At 46.5% G+C, this 4,757-nt stretch carries 3 protein-coding genes; all 3 read right to left on the bottom strand.

Going from position 1 to position 4,757, the window contains the following annotated elements; all coding sequences use genetic code 11:
- The coding region (locus AB7U36_RS18600) for a phenylacetate--CoA ligase family protein (protein ID WP_428161158.1) at positions 1–1,042 on the bottom strand (1,042 nt) is incomplete at its 3' end.
- Between the two features lie 154 nt (positions 1,043–1,196).
- Positions 1,197–3,323 (bottom strand): heparinase II/III domain-containing protein, encoded by a 2,127-nt coding sequence (locus AB7U36_RS18595; RefSeq protein ID WP_428161157.1) that lies wholly within the window; start codon positions 3,321–3,323, stop codon positions 1,197–1,199.
- 99 nt (positions 3,324–3,422) lie between these two features.
- Entirely contained in the window at positions 3,423–4,529 is a 1,107-nt protein-coding gene (locus tag AB7U36_RS18590; protein ID WP_428161156.1) for a glycosyltransferase, read from the bottom strand.
- Between the last annotated feature and the right edge of the window lie 228 nt (positions 4,530–4,757).

Genomic DNA, 4,757 nt, shown 5'->3' with positions numbered 1-4,757 from the left:
TGATATTTTTGATAACGCTCCAGGTCCGTCCGCACTTGCACCCATCTTGATCCGGCTGGGCCACATCCCCTGTCCGGTACCGGATAAAGGGCATTCCCCATGCGTCCAGATGGGTCAGTACCACCTCACCATCTTCTCCCGGCCCAACCGGTTTTCCATTTTTCAGATACTCAATTATATAGTTGGGATCCATTACATGGTATTTACCTTCCGGGCACTCATGACAGATAAAGCCTCCTTCCCGGCTGCCGTAGCTATCCACTACAGGAACCCCGCCGAAAAAACGGCCAATGGTTTCCCGCTGGCGGTCATAAAGGACTTCAGCCGTGGAAAATACCACTTGCACCCCGAGTTTGGTCAAATCATATCCCTGTTTTGTCGCCATCTCACAAAAAAGCGCCACCGTAGACGGATACCCGAAAACACATTTAGGGTTAAATGCCTTAATTTGCTCTACCATTTTCGGAATCTGGGCTTCGGATATCTCAAAGGCACTGATCAGCAAATCATTGGTCATCTTATCCCTGAAATCCTTGATTTTGTCCTGCTTGGTAATCTCCAGCGGTGATCCCCACAGATACAATTCCTTATCCCCGATATCACACCCCCACCACCGGTGGGTCAGGGCCCTGGCCGCCGCATCATAGGCCTGGCGGCGCCGGTCAAAATAAAACACCAGAGGATTGCCCGACGATCCTCCGGTATTGTACCGGTGCAGTCCACCCGGAGAACCTTTCCACTTCATATCCTCCAAATTTTTCCGGATCTCTTCCTTAGACAGCTGTGGCAGCACCTTGAAATCTTCAATGGAGTGCATTTTATGGGGATCAAATCCGGCATCCGCAAACCGTTTTGCATAAAACGGAATATTCTTTTTTGAATGGATCAACAGCTCTTTTAATTTTCTAAATTGGAGCGTCTTTAATTCCTTTTCAGGCAGATATTGCTCCCTGGAAAGCTGTTCCAAAAACTTATATGTCTCCCGTCCGACAATCTTTTCGTGTAAGGGGAAAATAAGATGTTTCACAAGTTTATTATACATTTGAATCTACTCTCCTTTAGACTATCCCTCAGGTTAACATTCATTGCCTGATTTGTAACACGTTCATTTGTTTTCCAGACAAAAATGGCGCATTAGTATAAGGTATACACCTTTCAACCAATGCGCCTTCTTTATGTTGATGCCATATCCACTTCTAAAATGAAAATAGCACAGAGTCATCCTTATTTTTTGAAAACATGGCGGTTATCTTTCCGATAGTGACTTTTGTCCCATTTACGTCAGGGCGCACATGATATTGCAATTGGGTCTTAGCTTCTGCGTCAAGCGGTTGTAAAATAACAAGAAATTCGGTCTGTTTTTCTTTTTTTTCTGATTGCAGCTCAATCCGCCACATCCCGGAATCAAACCAGGGTTTCTCTTTTACGCCGTTAATCATATTCCTGCCGTTCAACACGCGATCATCCCCGTCGGTTTCAACATAATAGCGGTAATCCGGCCCACCAATTTTTCGAATAAGACAATTTTCAGGAAAAATGACGTTAATATTTAATTTCCCCTTTTCATGAACAATTTCTGCTTTTTTATCATGGGTTTCCATAATACCGTTGACGTTGTTGCCTGTGACGACTCTTTCATCCGCTGTCATCGGCTTTCCCCATGAATGCAGCAGCCATTTTTTGGTGAACTCCGCCTTGTGGGACTCAACAATGTCGTGAATAATCAACACATCCGACTCAACCAGATAAACAAGCTCCCTCATGACGGAATTGGCCTGTTCATCGCTATAAGCGTTTGTCAGATCGCTCTTAACGTAAACATAATCCGGATGCGAGTTATCGAAAATTAAGATTTTACCGCCCTGAAAATGCTTGCCGCCATCATAGTTTTTTTGAAAATCCTCAACGGAGGTAATAGCGCTTCCTGTGGGGATAATGATCCTCTGTCCTCCCCCGGCAATACAATCCTTAAAAAAGGAATTGGGTTTCTGGCAGTTATCAGGATCCACAATCAATATACTGTTGGAAGATATGGTACGGATGTAATAATTAAGCCGGTGTTCGGATGTATAGTCTCCGTAAGCACCGCTGGAAAGCGCAAGGGCTGACCGTTTGAAAAGTGTAAAATGCCCTGCTTTATAATGGCCATGATGGGTAAATGTATCTCCTGCCCGGAATGCAATAAAGGTATCATCGTTTTTCCAGCCTGACCGGATAAAGACCTGGTTGAAATTTCCTTTCCCGAAGATGGCTGATGGTTTCAAATAACCGTCCGCAAAAGACAGGTCACTTACTTCCGGCAAAGCATTCGTATCATATTTTGACAGTCCTTGAAATAAAGGCAATCCCCAGCGATACTCCCGATAATATCCTTCCGAACCATGAAGATGTTTAATATATCCGGAAAACTTAGAAAAAACAGGATTCCGGGTGGCCAGACAGATAAGGTCAACAACCCGCTGGGTCTCATCCTTCAAATCATTTCTGGGACCACTGTCCCCAAACAAATGGAACAAACCATCCGGCCGGGTACCGTAGATCATCCAAAGCCCGGCTGTTTCAATTGCCTGTCTTACCTGGTTGTTGGTCTGCTCATCATCAATGCTGTTCAAATGCGCCAGGCAGGCAACAGCAAAGCTGTAAGCCCGATTGTTAATCCAATAATTATAACCTTCAGGCCAGCCTCCTGTTATGGAAATGGCTTTGATTGCCTCAAGAAAATAAGCCTGGGAACGGGCCAACAGCCTCATGTCTTCATCCGTGAACGGATCAAATGCACAGGCGACGACCCAGTTGGAACAGGCCAGTTGAAATCGGCCGTGCCACATGGATGCCGAATTTTCATCCAAAACCATTAACGCTTGTTTTATACTGGTTTTCAGCGTGGAATGGATAATATTCCTTTTATCCAATGTCCATTCCGGATGAAAATATAAAAAATCATATGCCAGCGCGATGTCAAACCCGTTTCCATAATTGCCTTCAGCATTCGGAAGGGTAAGTTCCGCATTCAGCAAACGTGCTATGGCTTCCTTCCCTTGTTTAAAGTCCATGGCGCAAAGCCACCGGCTCGCCCCGTTTGTATAGGTATCAACCATTTTCCCATATCCTGGGTCACTAAAATACCGATCTCGCAGTTTTTCAATTTCATCCCTGGACTTAAAAATCAGCCGTGGGTGATCCGGTTTCAAATTCCCTGTCAAACGATAGGTCTCAAACCTTTTTCCCGGCGCAATGGCCGTTTGAACCACTTCTGAATTAATACCCATTTTTTTTGCTGCCTTGACAACAAACTGGCGGGGGGAAAGGTTATGATCGTTCATCAACTTTCCCACATAAATAAAACCAAATATAACGCTTGTCATCCCCAGCAAAGCAAAACAATGGTATATAAGCTTCAAGATTTTTTTTAAAATCATTGTCTATGCCTTATTGATTCGAGTTGTTTCCCTATATACAGATTCATACTGACGAACCATGGACGCCACCGAAAACCGCTCAACCATCATCTTTCGTCCCTTGGTTCCATGTAACTTGCATAGGTAAGGGGTTTCTATATACTGTTCTATAATATCCGCTATCTGGCCTGGCTCCTCGGGATCAATCAATCGTCCATTTTCCTCGTCGCAAACCAGCTCAGGGTTCCCCCCGACATTAGACGCTACCACCGGGAGGCCGGTTGCCATGGCCTCCAGAATGGTGTTGGAGATGCCTTCATTGAAAGAGGGCAGCACAAACAGGTCAAACCCCTGCATCAGCCTTGCCGTGTCAAACCGGTATCCCAGAAACCGGACATGATCCCCGGCCCGGGCTTTGAGCGTCGCAGCTTCCGGCCCGTCGCCGACCACCACCAGTTTCACATCCGGCCGGGACTGTGCCACCTGGTTGACGGCATCAATCACTGCCCCATGGTTTTTAATGGCATCCAGCCGGGCCACAATCCCCACAACAAAATCTTCCGGCAGAACGTCCATCTCCTCTCTGACCGCCGCTTTTTCCCCCGGGCCTGCCGGCATGAAGCTTGTGGTATCCACCCCGTTGTAAATCTGGGTGACCGGCTTTTTAATCCCCACTTCCTGCTGCAGCCAGGTGGCCAGCTGCCGGGACACACAGGTATAATGATTCACCATCAAGGAAGTCAGTTTTCTGATCAGCCGCCTTTTTTTGCTGGCGCCCGCAGGATCCAGCATATCCCACCCATGTTCTCCGTGGACAATGGCCCTGACTCCGGCCAGCCGGGCTGCCAGAATCCCATCCATGCCGCTCCAGTTCCGGGTATGCACCACATCCGGACGAACGGTTCGGATCTCTTTCGCCAGGTTCCATATAAACCGCGGGGAGTTGCCCCCCGGTTTGTCCAGGCAGATAATCTGTGCCGGTTTTTTCAGAAGTTTTTCAGAATATTTGGTGCCGCAGAGACTGATGATAATATGTGCAATACCATCAGACCCATGGTTGATCAGAGTGGTAATTCCCTTCTCCAATCCTCCGATCCCGAAGGAATAAATAATATGAGCGACCTTTATCATGCGGTTGACATCAGTCCGGTATCAGGTTTCGGGTTAATCACAGATCCCTGGCTCGACAGACAATTATCTCCTGTTTTTTTGAATGGCTCAATTGAGGTCTGACCCCATTTACATTATTATGAGTTGACATTGAGTCAAAATGAGTCTAATGTTTAGCCATGAAGCGAAATTACAAACGACCCTTTGTGCAGTTTGTCAAAAAGGCTCACAAACCACTGAAACTGGCTA

Source organism: Desulfobacter sp. (assembly GCF_050177295.1).
Note: the sequence above shows the minus strand (reverse complement) of the source record. Positions and strands in the feature narration are given on the sequence as shown.

Excerpts from the sequence above, each read along its gene's own strand:
- AB7U36_RS18595 (WP_428161157.1), bottom strand. The coding sequence starts at position 3,323 with ATGAACGATCATAACCTTTCCCCCCGCCAGTTTGTTGTCAAGGCAGCA.
- AB7U36_RS18590 (WP_428161156.1), bottom strand. The coding sequence starts at position 4,529 with ATGATAAAGGTCGCTCATATTATTTATTCCTTCGGGATCGGAGGATTG.